The following is a 13286-nucleotide window of genomic DNA, read 5'->3' as shown; positions in this document are numbered from 1 at the left end:
GTTTGAAAGGTGCTGACTCTCGCTCCCGACATCGAGGTGCTGGCGCGGTTCGGCCGCGCGCTCGCCGACCCGATCCGCTGCCGGATCCTCCTCGCGCTGCGCGAGGCGCCGGCCTACCCCTCCGACCTCGCCGACGCGCTCGGCGTCTCGCGGACCCGGCTCTCCAACCATCTGGCCTGCCTGCGCGACTGCGGCCTCGTCGTCACCGTGCCCGACGGGCGCCGCACCCGCTACGAGCTCGCCGACGAACGCCTCGGCCACGCCCTGGAGCAGCTGCTCGCCGCCGTGGTCGCCGTCGAGTCGGACAAGACCTGCCCCGACGCCGCCACACAGGGCTGCTGCTGATGACCGCGATATCCCTCGGGCCGAGCCCGGCCCGCCGCGACGTGCTCACCCGCCGCATACGGCTGCTGGTCGCGGCCACGATCACCTACAACGCGATCGAGGCGGTCGTCGCGATCACGGCCGGGACGATCGCCTCCTCCACCGCGCTGGTCGGCTTCGGCCTGGACTCCGTCATCGAGGTGTCCTCCGCCGCGGCGGTCGCCTGGCAGTTCTCCGCCCGTGACCACGCCCTGCGCGAGGCCCGGGAGAAGACCACGCTGCGGATCATCGCCGTCTCCTTCTTCGCCCTCGCCGCCTACGTCGGCATCGACGCCGTCCGCGCGCTGACCGGTACCGGCGAGGCTGACCGCTCCATCCCGGGCATCGTCATCGCAGCCCTGTCTCTGGCGATCATGCCGTTCCTCTCCGCCGCCCAGCGCCGCGCCGGCCGGGAACTCGGCTCCGCCTCCGCGGTCGCCGACTCCAAGCAAACCCTGCTCTGCACCTACCTCTCCGCCGTCCTCCTCGTGGGCCTGGTACTCAACGCCACCCTCAACTGGTCCTGGGCCGACCCGATCGCCGCCCTCGTCATCGCCGTCATCGCGGCGAAGGAAGGCCGCGACGCCTGGCAAGGCAAAGGATGCTGCGCACCCTCCGCCCACTCCGTCTCCGCCGTGCCGCCCTCGGGCGGCGAGGCAGACGCATGCGGCTGCCGACCGGGCTGCACTTGCTGCTCATGAACATCTCGTTGCCGACCAGCCACGCCGTCGGCGGGCGCCCTGATACTGGTCCGGCAACAGACGAGCGGGGGCAACGGTGGACTGGTGGACGGCTCTGGGAGGTCTGGCCGCAGGGCTGCTGATCGCGACGATGACCGCGCCGGTCGGGGTGTCCGGAGCGGTGTTCCTCCTCCCGGTCCAACTGAGCGTCTTCGGCGTACCAAACCCCGCGGTCACCCCGACCAACCTCCTCTTCAACGGCATCACCGGACCGGGTGCCCTGTGGCGCTACAGCCGGACAGGCACCCTGCGCGGACCGCTCACCCGGCGCCTGGTGGCCGGCACCCTGCCAGGAGTGGTACTCGGCGCCGCCATCCGGGTCTTCGCCCTCCCCGGCCCCACCGTCTTCCGGCTCCTCATCGCAGCCCTCCTCCTCCCGCTCGGCCTGTGGCTGTGCGCACGCACCCTGCGTCCGGTGCCCGAGCGGGCCGTCGCAGGTGAACCGTCCGCCCGTACCCTCACAGGGCTCGCTGTGGCCGTGGGCATCATCGGCGGGATCTACGGAATCGGCGGCGGCTCGCTCCTCGGACCGCTCCTCGTCGGCCGCGGCCTGCCGGTCGCCCGCGTCGCCCCGGCCGCCCTTGCCTCCACGTTCGCGACTTCACTCGTCGGCGCGGCCACCTTCGCGCTGCTGTCCCTGGTCAGTCGCGGGGACGTAGCACCGGACTGGCCCCTGGGCCTCGCCTGCGGCATCGGCGGCCTGATCGGCGGCTACCTCGGCGCCCGCCTCCAACCACACCTCCCCGAAACGGCTCTGCGCGTCCTCCTCGGCACGCTGGCCACAGCACTTGGCGCCCTCTACCTGGTGCAGACCGTCCGCTGATCGTGTCCCAAGAGCCGGGTTCCACCGCCCTACGGAGCTATGTTGCGGCCGGGATCCGGGACAGCAGCCCGATCAGGAGGTCTCGGCCCTCCAGCCCTCTACGTCGCTATGGCTGCGGTCCTGGAGCGGATACACAACGGGAGATGACGGACGGCGCGGGCGGGATCTAGGCGGTTAGTGGCCGGAGTCGAGGAAGTGGCCTCGACATGAAGAGTCGAGGCTCGACCCTACAAGGCGCTGGTCGACGGTTGTTGCGAGGCGAAGGGCGCCGTCAGCGTGCGGTCCTGCGGGCCCTGAAGGCGGCAGCTGTGACGCGGCTTTGGCAGGCGGTGGAGCAGAACTGGCTGACAACCGACAACTACTCAAGGAAGCCACTGCTCATGATCGTGCGGAAATGCTCGATCAGTGCTCATGGTCACTCGGAATTGCTTACGAAATCGCGGAACCCAGATCAGCGGGCGCGGGTGATCGGGCGGGGCAGCAGGTTCCGCAGGAGTTCGGCGGTCTCGGCTTCCATGTCGACGCCGCCGCCGAGCTGTTCGTTGATGCGGACGAGCTGGGCGGCAGCTTCGCGCAGGGCGTCGATGTCGCCTGCGGCGTGGTGGGCGAGGAAGATCTGGCGGTGCAGCATCTCGCTCTCCTCGGCGGCGAGCAGGCCGCGGCGGGCCGCCCACAGGGCGCCGGGGATGTCGTCGGCTTCCCGGCGGCGGGTGGACAGCTCGTACGCGACGTCCACGACGGCCGAGACCATCTCCTGGATGAGCGGCTCGGCCCAGGCGTAGCGCTGTGGGTCGATGCCGGTGAAGGGCCGGCCCCGGACCAGGGCGAGTGCACGGCGCAGGGCGAGGTCGCCGTCTTCGTCGTGGCGGGCCAGGCCGGTGCGGGCGAAGCGCTGGAATCGTGTCCAGTCGCAGGCGACGGCCGGGCCGAGGCGGTACCGGCTGTCTCCGGTGTCCTGGACACGGGGCAGGTGGGCGTTGTTGTCGGTGTCCTTGCCCAGCCAGGAGCGGGTGCGGGAGATGACGGCGTTGCGCATCTGCTTGTTGACCAGGCGCCCCGGCCAGAGGGCGTCGTCGATGGCGTGGTGGTCGACGCCGGGGTTGAGGGCGAGGTAGGCGATCAGTTCGGTGCCGATGCTGAGGCGGTTGGAGTCGATGCGGCCGGTGGCGCCTTCGACGCTGATGGGGCCGAGCAGCAGCACGGCCGGAGTGCCTGAGTCCGCGGTCTCGACCGGCAGATCGGGCGCCGCCGTGGGAGGCGCCTGCTGTGCCGCTGGCTTCGGGCTGTCGGCGGGCTCGACTTCGGCGGCCGGGGCGGGTGCGGGAATGGTGACGTGAACAGCTGGCGGCGTGGGGGTTGCGCAGGGCGTGGCTGGGGCGAGCGCGACTTCGGCGGGGCCGGCTGTCGGCGGAGCCGTCGCGCTCGGTGCAGCCTGCCCTTCCGCGGTGTCTTTGGCAGCAGCGTCACCGTCAGCGTCGTCGTCTTCGGTCGCCAGCACGTCGGCAAGCGAGGGCCCAGCCGTAGGTGCCGCGTCCTTTGTCTTGGTGTTCTCGTCCGTGTCCGTCTTGGCCAAGTCGACTACCCGGGCGGGGTTTTCGTCGCTGGCCTCTGGAGCTTCGGCAGCGCCGATTTCGCCGGCGTCCGTGTCCTCGTCTGCCAGGGCGTCCTGCTTGAGTTCGGCGTATTCGGCGGGCAGACCGTCCTCGCCCAGGTCTTGGTCGTCGACACGCACGTCCTGGCGAAGGCCGCCGTCTTCGGCGAGCTCGTCCTCTTCGTCGACCGGGTCGGTGCGGGTCCAGTCGGGGGCGGGGACGTCGGTGTCGCTCGCGGCGAGGGTGAGCAGTTCGATGGCGTCGGCGAAGTGGGCGTCGCTCAGGCCCTGCAGGCGAATGGGAAGGTTGGAGCCGGGCAGCATGATCCACTCGTCCGTGCTCTGGCATTCCAGCGTCCAGGCCTCAGCGGGCGCCTGGATGGTGGTGCTGGATGTGATGACGGCGCCGGCGGTGCGGGGCTTCTCGGTGAGCGTGTCGAAGAGCTCGGTGACGGTGTCGTCGTCGGGCACCTCCTGGGCCAGGAGGATGTGCGGCGTCCAGGCGCCGCCGGCGTCGTCCATCAGCCGGGCGGCGCGCAGGCTGCTCGCGCCGATGGCGGCCAGGGCGCGGCGCTGGTCGGTGGTGTGGCTGGCGATGTCGGCGGTGGCGTCGGTGAGGTCGTCGATGCGGGCGACCCGTTCGGGGGCGGCGTCGTCCAGGCCGGGTGCGGTGTCTGCGAGGGCGGTGACTTCCAGGTGACCGGGTAGCGGGGTGCTGGCGAGCTCAACGGCGATGGCCTGCAGGACGTGGCGGGCGAAGTCGGCGTCGCCGGCCAGGTGAAGGATGCCGACATGCTCGAGGTCGACCAGGACCAGGCGGCCTTGGGCGTCCCAGCCGATCGAGACCAGAGCCGGGTACGGAGTGTCGGCGTCCTTCAGGACTTCTTCGGTCAGGTCGGGGCTGCTCGCGGCGCAGGTCCATACGTCCTTGCGGCCGGCCGTTGCGGCGAAGGGCTTCATTGGCGCGGTGTCCTGGTCCAGGTGCAGCTCGACCTTCGACTCGTGCAGGACAACTGCCTCGAGGACGGGCAGTTCCCGGCCGGCGGCGGCGAGGTTGAGGGCGAGGCAGCGCAGGGCGGTGCCCAGCAGGTCGAAGCCGGTGGGGTGCTGGGCGGCCCGCAGACCCTGCTCGGTCGCGGCGGCGCGTCCTTGCGGCATGGGGATGCGCCAGCCCGGGCGGCGGCGGCGCTGCTGCAGGATCCGGCGAGTGGCGAGCGTTGTCACCAGCGCGGCTGCCAGGGCGCCGGCGCCCATCCATACGGCTGCGGGCGCGAGTGCCTGCCCTCCCTCCTCCCTCTGCTGCGCGGCGGGCGTCTGGTCGCGGCCGCTGTCTTGGGTGCTCGGCGCGGGCGTGGGCGTGCTGCTGGAGTTGGGGGACGGCTCTGTCGTACGGGACGGGTTCGGTGTCGCAGGCGGCGGTGCCGACTGCTCGGCCTGGTCCTCATGCCTGTCCGGGATTTTGTTGTCCGGCTCGGCCTCCGGCGCGTCGTCGCTCTCCTTGTCGGAAGCTGCGGGCTTCTCTGGCTGTTCGCCGGTCTGCGGGAGGTCCAGCTCCTGGCCCGGGTAGATTAGGTTCGGGTCGTTGAAGTGGCCACCGCCCGGCTGGCCTTCACCCTTGTTGGCGTCGTAGATGGCGGGCCATTGCGTCGGCTCGCCGTACGTGTCCGCGATCGACCAGAGGCTGTCGCCCTCCTGGACGGTGACGCTCTCGGGCCGCTCAGCATCGGTGGCGGCAGTCCTGTCACCGTCGGCCTGGTCCTGCCTACCGGCCTCGTCTTGCGCAGGCGGCGTCGGGGGCTTCACCTCCGCGGCCGGGCTCTTGCTCGCTGTGGGTGCGGGGCTGGTGGCGGGGGCGACGGGCCGGGCGTCGGCGGGCAGCTTGAGGACCGCACCCTTGGGCAAATACTGGTCGCCAGCGGCGAGTTGCGGGATCTCGGGGTTGAGGGCGGCGATGTCCTTCCACCGCTTGCCGTCACCGAGGTACTCCTCCGCCAGGTCCCAGGGCAGCTCGGAGGTGGATGCCACGGTGTGCTGGGGCCAGTCGGCTTCCTCGGCCGCCGTGGTCAGATTCCCGCTCGGCGTCGCGCTGGTGCCTGCCTCGCCCACCGTCTGCACGGCGGTCGCCGCGACCGCGGGCGTCACGGTGGCTGCCGACGCGGCGGTGGGGGCGAGCAGCACAATTCCGCCGATGAGGAAAGAAGCGAGGGACTGCAGGCCGCCCAGGCCCTTGATCTTGGGTGCGGAGCGCCGGCGTAGTACGGCCACGCTCTCGACCAGGACGGAGAACGTGAACGCGGCCCATCCAGCCCAGCCGATGCAGGTCAGGACGACCAGGAACAGTGATCCGTCGTCCTGCTGCATCAGCAGGTCGAAGCCGCCGGACAGTTCGGTCGGCTGGTGGCCCACTTTGAGCAGCAGGTACGGGACGCCGCCGACCAGGGCCACCAGAAGGGCCGTTCCGAGCAGGGCCCGCAGCAAGGTGCCAGTGGCGCGCAGCGGGGTGGGGGTGTGGTGGGCCATGGGGTGGCTCAGCCTCCAGCTTGGGTCTGCAGGTGTGCTTTTGCGGTGCCGGTCACGTTGATCGTTGACTTGCCCACGAACTGTGCGAAGTACGTGTCATAGGTGTCGTGCACGGTGACGGTCAGGGTCTGCCCGCCGTTTGTGATCTGCACGTCGCCCTGGACGTTGGCGGCGGCGAGGTAGTCCTGGGCCGCGCCGACCGCCGCGTCGGGGTCGATCGTGATGGCGGTGCCCTCGACCGCCTGGGCCGGGTCGAGCTGCTGGCCGGCGGTGCGGGCAGCCTCCTGGGCGAGCGAGGTGACCCGGTTGCCCGCGTTCAGCGCGCCGGCGCCGTCCACGAGCAGGCCCATCACCATGAGGATCGCGAGGGTGGAGACGGCGAAGAAGGTGGACATGGAACCGCGGCTGGCGGACAGTGCCGCACACCGCCGGTCCGCGAAATCCTGAACCCAGGGCATCATTGTCGGCCCCTGTAGGTGTCGATGGGGCTGGTCCATGACGCGGTGAGCGTCTTGGCGCCGGGCAGGCCCGGCAGGCCGATGTCGGAGAGATCGGCTGTGCAGGCGATCGTCGCCGTCACGTTGGCTTCCACTCCGATGTCCAGCGCATAGCCGGCGGTGTCCACCACCACGCTGGAGGTCTGGCAGGTGATGCCCTCGCCCTGCAGGCTTCTGCTGGCCGCCGCCTGAGCCTCGGACTGGGCGCTGCCGGCGTCGCGTTCGAGCGATGCGGCCCTGGCGGCCGCGCGGGCTGCGGAGTCCACGGCGCCGTCGGCGTCGGTCACCCGGCCAAACGCGATCATCAGCAGCAGCAGAGCGATCATCACCGGTGCGAGGACCGCCGTCTCCACTGCATAGGATCCCCGGTCGCGGCGAAGACCCCGCGCCAGCCGTAGACCGTAGGTACGGGCACTCACGGGTTCGTCCAGACTTCGATCGGAGCGTCGGCGTGCTGGACGACGTCCAGCTCCAGGCCAGGGACGAGGGTGGCGACGCTGCCGCGCACGGTGATGCGGATCTCCTCCGCGGTACTGCCGGCCGAGGACACGCTCGAGCCCTGCACGCTGCCGCCGAACCGGTTCAAAAACGTCTGCGCCTGGGCGACACCATCGTCCTCGCCGGCGCCGAAAGCGCGCCCGGCCTCCACGCCCTGACGCGCGGCGGACTGGGCGACCTTACGTGCGTGGTAGTACAGGCCGACCTGGATGACGGTAAAGATCAGCGCGAGCACGACGACGGCCAGGACCGCGAACTCCACACTGCCGAAGCCGCGGTCACTGCTGAGCCGTTGGCGAAAGCGCGCGGCTACGAGCCTTCTGATGGTGCGGTTCACCGCCGCTCCCCCCTTCTCGTCCCTCGCGGCCATGGTTCATCGGGCCGAGGCCGTGGGCGGCTTACCGGCCTGTGCCTGCTTAATGCGCTGGACGACCATGTCGGCGAGAGACCGGAGCCTGTCCGACGGGATGTCCGTGCCGGGCTCCCACGTGTACTCGATCTTTGCGACGACAGCGCCCTGCCGCACATAGAGCCCCTTACCGTTCCAGGCCGCCACTTCATCCGGCTGGTCGATCTCGTAGACGTCGATCTGGTCGCCGGGCGGATTCTCGCCCACCTCGTCCACGGTGCCTTCGCCTATGAAGAAGCGGGCAGCGGTGGCGCTGTCGGAGAAGGAGATGAGCCGGATGGCCAGCTCCTGGTCGTCAAGGTTTGTGAACGCGGCCAGCCCGATGGTGAGCGCCTCGCTGCACCACTCATCCGGCCAGCCCTCGGACTGGCAGTGCGTGGCGTCGAAGTTGTCCCATGCCTTGCGGGTGCGGGACTGGTCCAGGTCGGTTGGAATGCTGAACTGGTTGGGCAGGGTCGCCTCGAGCAGCGGCGTGTTCAGCACACGCTGTGCGGGCGGGCTCGCCTTGCTCTTGCCGGGTGCGGTCGTGCCTTTCCCGGCAGGGGTCTGCGGGTCGCTCTGGGTGCCGCATCCGGTTCCCAGTACGGCCGTCAGCATGATGGCCGACGCGGATGCGGCCAGACTGGCGATGCGGGACCGGGGTACTCGGATCACCTGACGGTTCCTCTTTCTCGACGTGTGTGCGGGTTGGGTGCGGGGCGCTCGGTCAGCCGCCGTTGATGATGCCGATTTTCTCCATGAGCTTGCTGCGGACGGCGACGACCAGCAGGCCGGCTCCGACCAGCAGCGCACCGGTGATGAGGGCGAGTTCGGTGCTGGTCGCTCCGTCGTCGCGGCGGGCTTTGAGCTGCTCGTAGCGGGTGCGGATCCACACGGTCAGGGTCTGGATGTCCATGTGTCGGTCTCTCCTGTATCTGTTCAGCTGCCGAGGATGGTGATCGTGATCGGGATCATCACGAAGGTGAGCATCAAGATGACGCCGAAGGTGACGGGCAGGATCATTGCCGCGCTCGCCTCATTCGCCTGTGTTTTCGAGTCCGCCAGCAGCGCAATGCGCAGTTGGCGGGCCTGGGCCTGGAGCGTGGTGTAGACGGCGGCCCCGTCGCCGGCGAGGGCGAGGGTGTCGGCGGGCCGGGTCAGTTCGGGGATGTCGAGCTCCTCACCGAGCTGCCTGAGCGCCTCCCAGACGGTGACCCCGGAGAGATCTGCCTGGTGGAAGACCTGCCGCATCCGGACGAAGATCCAGCCGTCGCCGACCTCCGCGGTCTGGGTGAGGGCCTGGGCGGCGCCGGAGTTGGCGATCCGGGCAAGGGCGACGCGCTCGAGGTAGGAGGCGGCAGCATGCCTCACGATCAGGCGTGCTGCGGCTGCATCCCGGGCGACTTCCTTGCCGGGCCAGAACCAGAACAGCGCTCCGAGGGCCAGCGAGAGGAACGCTGGCACCGTGAACGGGAGCGCGGTGCCAGCAAGTGCGAGCAGAACCTGGAGCAGCTGCGGCAGGAGCAGCCCGTACAGCGCGAACAGGAATCGCTTGCCGAGGTGTTCGGCCGGGCTGATGCGCAGCAGGTTCAGGTCTTTGACGGGCAGGGTGAGGCGGCCGCCGAGCACGCCGAGCAGGCGGTTGCCGACCCGTTCCGGGAGCGATCCGGTCGTGGTGGGGGCTGCGGACGGCAGGGGCGTGCTGACCTTGCCGGCGTCCAGGTTGTCCAAGGCTGAGGCGAGGTCACGCCGGGCCGGCAGGGCGGCTCGTACGGCCAGTCCGATCAGGGCGCCGGCGGCGGCCGCGGGCAGAACGGCCTCCATGGGGATCATGCGGCCACTCCGGTGGTGGGCTGGGCTGCGGGCAGTGGGTCCAGCAGTCGTGGGTCGGGCTGGGTACGCGCGATGCGGCGCAGCCAGGAGAGCGTCCAGGCGAACAGGCCGCCGAGGACGGCCAGGACGATCTGCCCGATGGGCGACTGGTACCAGCCGGACCAGGCCTGATTGAGCATGCAGCCGACCACGACGACGCAGATGACGACGGAGACCATACGGGAGGACTTGCGGACCTTCGCGCGGTCGGCCTCGATGTCGCGGGCGTCTGCGGCCTGCTGATGAATGGTCACCGCCAGCGCTTCGAGGGCGTCAGAGAGGCCCGGGCCTTTGTAGACGGCGTGGGACTGGAACAGCAGCACGACGTGGTCGGAGACGCCGTCGGCGAGTTCGTCGGCGAACCGGGCGAACGCGTCCTGTGCCTCCGCTCCGCCGCGCAGGCGGTCCGCCAGGGCGCGGACGTTCGGCGCGATCGGGCCGGGGGCGCCCTTGGCCGAGGCTCGGATGGTCTGCGGCAGGCTGATGCCGGCCTGGTGGACACCGGCCAGGTGATTGAGCCACTGCCCGAGCGCCTCGAGACGCTCGATGCGCAGGGTGGCCGCGGTGCCCGGGTTGAGGATGTAGGGCAGGCCGAGGACAGCGGCGCCGGCCAGGATCCCGTGGACGGGCCAGCCGGTCCAGGCCCACACCACCAGTGTGACGACGACGGCCGCGGTGACCAGGTGCCGCCAGCGGCGCTGCCACTTCGCCGGCAGCTCGGCCTTCGCGCGCTGGATACGGCCTGCAGTGCGGGAGGCGGGCTTGACCGGGTCGGGCACGCGGCCGCGGAACTCGCGGACCGCTGCGACGATCGCCAGCAGAGCGAGGACGGCGCAGCAGGCCGCTACCAGAGCGAGCTGTGACGTGGTCATCGCTTTCCCACCGTCTGCAGGGCACGTCCCCACGCGCCGTACGGGTTCTCGGTCAGCCACTGCCGGTGGAACAGGCCGGTGCGTTCGAGGTCGTCGATGAAGGAAGGCATGTTCTTGTAGACCGCCCGTACTTCACTGCCATGGGGAGAGAAGAGTTCGGTGGTCGTGGGCCGGCCACCTTCACCGACGACGTCGTGGACCTCGTAAATGTTCGAGACGAAACGGTGCTTCTTGCCGCTGAGCGCAGTCTCGTCCAGGTACGTGAGGTAGACGACGACATCGATGGATGAGGCGATGAGGTGGTGGGCGGCCTCGGTGGCCATGCCGGCCTCAGTGCACAGCTGGACCAGACGGCTGACGATGGCGTGCGGCCGCCGCACATGCAGGGTGCACATCGATCCGGAACCGCCAGCGGACATCGCCTGGAGCATCGGCACGATTTCCGTGGAACGGACCTCGCCCACGATGACGCGGGTGGCGTTGTAGCGCAGCGCCGTGGCAAACATGTCGGAGATGGTGACCTCGCCGGCCATCTTGTCACCGTGGCGCTCGCCGTTGGACTGGCGCGCTTCAAAGGCGTAGGTGATAGGGCCGGGCTTGGGGCCGGGTTCGTCCAGGTACAGCTCGCGGTCCGACTCCAGCGTCACCAGTCGCTCGGCGGGCGGGACCTCGCGGCCGAGCGCGCGCAGCAGCGAGGTCTTGCCGGCACCCATGTCGCCGACCACGAGAATGTTCATCTTGGCGTGAACGCAGGCAGTGAGGAACCGCTCCAGCAACGGGTTGATGGATCCCCACTGGACCAGCTCGGCGATGCCGTGCTGGCGGATGCGGTGCTTGCGGATCACCACGGACGGGCGGCTGGTGAGCAGCGAGGCAGTGACGCGGGAGCCGTCGGGCATGCGGAAGCCGACCATGGGAGTGGCCTGGGTCAGGCCGCGCTCGCCGTGTCCGGACAGCCTCGCCATCCGGTTGACCCAGGCGATCAGCTCTTCATGGCTGTCGGCGACCCGGTCGATGGTGCGGCGCGGCTTGTCGTGATACTCAACGTGCGCTCGCAGGCCATCGACCATGACGTCCTCGACGCCGTCCTGGTCGAGAAGGGACTGCAGGCGGCCGCCGCGGTACATGCTGTCGAAGACGGCGGTTCCGATCGCCGCTTCCTGTTCAGCGGTCAGTGGGGTGTTGCCCTGGGCGTACTTGGTGGACCAGTCGGCGACGGCGTTTCGCACCAGGGACTTGGCCAGGGCCCGGCGGTCGGCCTCCTCCAGCAGCTTGTCGGGATCCTCCGCGCTGAGCTGCTTGGACACCAGGGCCTGGAGGTCCTCGATGACTTCCCAGCCGACGGGGATCTCACCGGGCAGGCCGGCCAGCCGCGGCACGGCTGCCGGACTGGCTGGCGCGGGTGCTGCGGCCGTCGTGGCGGGAGCCTGCGGCGGCTCGGCCGGGCGGCGCTGGCCGATCTTTCCGGCGAGCAGGCCGGCGATGTCGTCACGGCCCATCGGCGGCGGGCTGCCGTTCACGCCGGGGCGCTGCTGAGTGTCAGCCACGCGATCCTCCCTTCTCCGTCAGCCGCTGCAGGACGCCGGCCAGTTGTGGGTTGGCGGGCCTTGGCGGGTACTGCTGCTGGATCTGCCGCCGGGATGCGGCGGCTTCGAACTGCTCGGTGGCGGTGCGGGCGTGGCGCAGCAGGGGGCTGCGGCCGTAGCCGCGGGGCGGGCGGCCGCCGTTGATGAAGTAGCCGGCGGTGTCCCGGTCGACGGGCAGGGCGGCCAGCACTGGCACCTTGAGCGCTTCAGCGACCTGATGGGCGCGGTACGGGCCGTCCTCGATGAGGAGCAGGCCCAGCGCGTCCGGGCCGGAGCCGCGCTCGGAAAGCTCGGTGCGCAACGGGTCGATGAGGTGGCGGGCCAAGGTGAGGGACTGCTCGGTGGCGCGGACCACAAGGAGGACGAGGTCGGCCTGGTGCAGCAGCGGTGCTGGCGTCAGCGTGGTGTGCAGGCGTCCGGACTCCAGGACGAGGCGGCCGGCGTCGATGAAGACGTCGTATCCGGCCTCGTCGGCCAGGACATGCATGACCTCGGACAGGGCCGGCCAGGTCCGGCCGAGGGCTGCGGCCTGAGCGGGGTCGGTCAGGCCGGGCAGCAGCTTGCGATGCCCGGCCTCGTCCAGGGGCCACAAGTGGGACGCGAAGGCGTTGGCGAGCGCGTCGGATCCGGTCCGTTCGGCGGCGGCAAGGTGGTAGAGGCCGAAGCCCGCGCTGACCTGGCCCTGGAGGAAGCCTGCCCGGATGGTGCCGCCGGCCGGGTCGCACTCGGCGAGCAGTGAGGGGCGCTTCGAGGCAAGAGTGAGCGCCAGGGCGGCGGTGGTGACGCCAGACGATTTAGCGGAGACAAGTGCGGTGACCGGCATGTCAGCTGCTCCGCGGTTCGCGGACCAGCGCGACGCGACCCTGGGCGGCGCGGGTGGCCAGCAGCGGGCCGTCGGTCTGCGCGACGGCCAGGTTGACGACGACCGTGCCGGAGGCGTCCGGGCGCGAGACGTTCACGACCACGGCGTTGATGGTCGAAGGCGGCGCTTCGGCGTCTTTGCCACTGGTCTGCTCGCCCTGGGCAGGCGTGGTGACGGCGAGGGCCTTGTCGCCGGGGGCGAGCGTGCCGGCCGGGGCCTGGCCACGCTTGACCTGCACGCCGACCTGCTGCTTGTCATCGCCCAGGCCGGTGCCCTCGGCGAGTTGTGAGGAGGTGAGCAGGCCGCCCTTGCGCAGGTCGACAGCCGGCCGCTTGCCAATCACGGAGGGTTTGTCGACGGCGGGCACCGGGGTCAGCGCGGCGTCGGCACTCACTTCGGCCACGGCGAGGTCCGCCGCTGTCAGGGCCTGTCCGGCGGGCACATCGCGGGCGATGGCCAGCACCTTGACCCGGTCACTCGCGGAAGTGACGGCCGCGGCCGCGCCGAGACCGGCGAGCACGGCCAGGACGATGCACAGCGCCACCACCGACCAGCGGCGTTCCCGCTTGACCGGAGCCGTCGTCGTGATGGGGATCTCGGGGCGGGCCGGGGCGGCCGGGCGCGGCACCGACGGCGCGGCGGGGGATTCCATTCGGTGAAGTGCCTCTCGAGTT

At 70.6% G+C, this 13286-nt stretch carries 14 protein-coding genes; 3 read left to right on the top strand and 11 right to left on the bottom strand.

Going from position 1 to position 13286, the window contains the following annotated elements; all coding sequences use genetic code 11:
* Window positions 1-9 precede the first annotated feature (9 nt).
* From OG883_RS41835 to OG883_RS41825, 3 genes are all read left to right on the top strand, one after another.
* Window positions 10-345: a helix-turn-helix transcriptional regulator gene (locus OG883_RS41835; RefSeq protein WP_266552820.1), complete on the top strand. Its 336-nt coding sequence runs from the start codon at window positions 10-12 to the stop codon at window positions 343-345.
* Window positions 345-1064: a cation transporter gene (locus tag OG883_RS41830; protein WP_266552817.1), complete on the top strand. Its 720-nt coding sequence runs from the start codon at window positions 345-347 to the stop codon at window positions 1062-1064. The genes OG883_RS41835 and OG883_RS41830 overlap by 1 nt, the downstream gene beginning before the upstream one ends.
* A gap of 76 nt (window positions 1065-1140) precedes the next feature.
* Window positions 1141-1926 carry a sulfite exporter TauE/SafE family protein gene (locus OG883_RS41825; RefSeq protein WP_266552814.1) on the top strand — a complete coding sequence of 262 codons (786 nt, stop codon included), beginning with the start codon at window positions 1141-1143 and terminating at the stop codon, window positions 1924-1926.
* 451 nt (window positions 1927-2377) lie between these two features.
* Here the strand turns inward: OG883_RS41825 and OG883_RS41820 are convergent, their stop codons facing one another.
* The 11 genes from OG883_RS41820 to OG883_RS41770 all read right to left on the bottom strand — a co-directional run bounded on the left by OG883_RS41820 (window position 2378) and on the right by OG883_RS41770 (window position 13264).
* Window positions 2378-6037 (bottom strand): LysM peptidoglycan-binding domain-containing protein, encoded by a 3660-nt coding sequence (locus OG883_RS41820; protein ID WP_266552811.1) that lies wholly within the window; start codon window positions 6035-6037, stop codon window positions 2378-2380.
* Window positions 6038-6045: 8 nt separating this feature from the next.
* Window positions 6046-6432 carry a hypothetical protein gene (locus OG883_RS41815; protein ID WP_266552808.1) on the bottom strand — a complete coding sequence of 129 codons (387 nt, stop codon included), beginning with the start codon at window positions 6430-6432 and terminating at the stop codon, window positions 6046-6048.
* Between the two features lie 62 nt (window positions 6433-6494).
* Entirely contained in the window at window positions 6495-6953 is a 459-nt protein-coding gene (locus OG883_RS41810) for a TadE/TadG family type IV pilus assembly protein (RefSeq protein WP_266552805.1), read from the bottom strand.
* Complete coding sequence (locus OG883_RS41805) at window positions 6950-7369, bottom strand: TadE/TadG family type IV pilus assembly protein (protein ID WP_266552803.1); 420 nt, start codon at window positions 7367-7369, stop codon at window positions 6950-6952. The genes OG883_RS41810 and OG883_RS41805 overlap by 4 nt, the downstream gene beginning before the upstream one ends.
* Window positions 7370-7405: 36 nt before the next feature.
* Complete coding sequence (locus OG883_RS41800) at window positions 7406-8095, bottom strand: hypothetical protein (protein WP_266552801.1); 690 nt, start codon at window positions 8093-8095, stop codon at window positions 7406-7408.
* A gap of 52 nt (window positions 8096-8147) precedes the next feature.
* Window positions 8148-8336: a hypothetical protein gene (locus OG883_RS41795; protein ID WP_266552798.1), complete on the bottom strand. Its 189-nt coding sequence runs from the start codon at window positions 8334-8336 to the stop codon at window positions 8148-8150.
* A gap of 23 nt (window positions 8337-8359) precedes the next feature.
* Entirely contained in the window at window positions 8360-9253 is an 894-nt protein-coding gene (locus OG883_RS41790) for a type II secretion system F family protein (RefSeq protein WP_266552795.1), read from the bottom strand.
* Window positions 9250-10164 (bottom strand): type II secretion system F family protein, encoded by a 915-nt coding sequence (locus tag OG883_RS41785; RefSeq protein WP_266552793.1) that lies wholly within the window; start codon window positions 10162-10164, stop codon window positions 9250-9252. Before OG883_RS41785 ends, OG883_RS41790 begins: the two co-directional genes overlap by 4 nt.
* Window positions 10161-11711 carry a CpaF family protein gene (locus OG883_RS41780; RefSeq protein ID WP_266552791.1) on the bottom strand — a complete coding sequence of 517 codons (1551 nt, stop codon included), beginning with the start codon at window positions 11709-11711 and terminating at the stop codon, window positions 10161-10163. The genes OG883_RS41785 and OG883_RS41780 overlap by 4 nt, the downstream gene beginning before the upstream one ends.
* Window positions 11704-12573, bottom strand: a complete 870-nt coding sequence (locus OG883_RS41775) for a hypothetical protein (protein ID WP_266552789.1) — start codon at window positions 12571-12573, stop codon at window positions 11704-11706. The genes OG883_RS41780 and OG883_RS41775 overlap by 8 nt, the downstream gene beginning before the upstream one ends.
* A gap of 1 nt (window position 12574) precedes the next feature.
* Window positions 12575-13264 carry an SAF domain-containing protein gene (locus OG883_RS41770; protein ID WP_266552786.1) on the bottom strand — a complete coding sequence of 230 codons (690 nt, stop codon included), beginning with the start codon at window positions 13262-13264 and terminating at the stop codon, window positions 12575-12577.
* Window positions 13265-13286 lie beyond the last annotated feature (22 nt).

Source organism: Streptomyces sp. NBC_01142, from assembly GCF_026341125.1.
Taxonomy (GTDB): domain Bacteria; phylum Actinomycetota; class Actinomycetes; order Streptomycetales; family Streptomycetaceae; genus Streptomyces.
The sequence above is the reverse complement of the archived record's forward strand: the minus strand, read 5'-3'. Positions and strand labels throughout refer to the sequence as shown.

Bases quoted from the DNA above. Each gene is read 5' to 3' on its own strand.
- OG883_RS41820 (WP_266552811.1), bottom strand. From the start codon at position 6,037: ATGGCCCACCACACCCCCACCCCGCTGCGCGCCACTGGCACCTTGCTG.
- OG883_RS41770 (WP_266552786.1), bottom strand. From the start codon at position 13,264: ATGGAATCCCCCGCCGCGCCGTCGGTGCCGCGCCCGGCCGCCCCGGCC.
- OG883_RS41815 (WP_266552808.1), bottom strand. From the start codon at position 6,432: ATGTCCACCTTCTTCGCCGTCTCCACCCTCGCGATCCTCATGGTGATG.
- OG883_RS41785 (WP_266552793.1), bottom strand. From the start codon at position 10,164: ATGACCACGTCACAGCTCGCTCTGGTAGCGGCCTGCTGCGCCGTCCTC.
- OG883_RS41795 (WP_266552798.1), bottom strand. From the start codon at position 8,336: ATGGACATCCAGACCCTGACCGTGTGGATCCGCACCCGCTACGAGCAG.
- OG883_RS41775 (WP_266552789.1), bottom strand. From the start codon at position 12,573: ATGCCGGTCACCGCACTTGTCTCCGCTAAATCGTCTGGCGTCACCACC.
- OG883_RS41830 (WP_266552817.1), top strand. From the start codon at position 345: ATGACCGCGATATCCCTCGGGCCGAGCCCGGCCCGCCGCGACGTGCTC.
- OG883_RS41790 (WP_266552795.1), bottom strand. From the start codon at position 9,253: ATGATCCCCATGGAGGCCGTTCTGCCCGCGGCCGCCGCCGGCGCCCTG.